Annotated in this window: 1 pseudogene (cut by a window edge); it reads right to left on the bottom strand. The window is 35.2% G+C overall.

Annotated elements, in window-relative coordinates:
• Positions 1-71: 71 nt before the first annotated feature.
• Positions 72-307, bottom strand: a pseudogene (locus tag V7183_RS18835) (penicillin-binding transpeptidase domain-containing protein); it runs 1736 nt beyond the window's last position.

Raw genomic sequence — 307 nt, 5'->3', positions numbered from 1 at the left:
ATGAATTTAAAAATTTTACCTATACAAAAAAGCTATCTCTACATTTCAGAGAGATAGCTTTTTCTCACATATTACTTTTGAAAAACATGTTTTACTTTTTCAGCTGGAACGTTACTTCCACCTCTACCCTTTACATCTTCAATCATCATTGTAACAATCATATTCGGTGAGTTCACATCAAATGCAGCAAACCATCCAAGCTCTTTGCCCTCTGCTTCTTTTGATTCTTTTAACTCAGCTGTCCCAGTTTTACCAGCAAGAGTCATTCCATCAATCTTAGCAATTTTCCCTGTACCATCTGGATCAT

The organism is Bacillus sp. JJ1127, from assembly GCF_036965845.1.
Classification (GTDB): Bacteria; Bacillota; Bacilli; order Bacillales; family Bacillaceae_G; genus Bacillus_A.
Note: the sequence above shows the minus strand (reverse complement) of the source record. Positions and strands in the feature narration are given on the sequence as shown.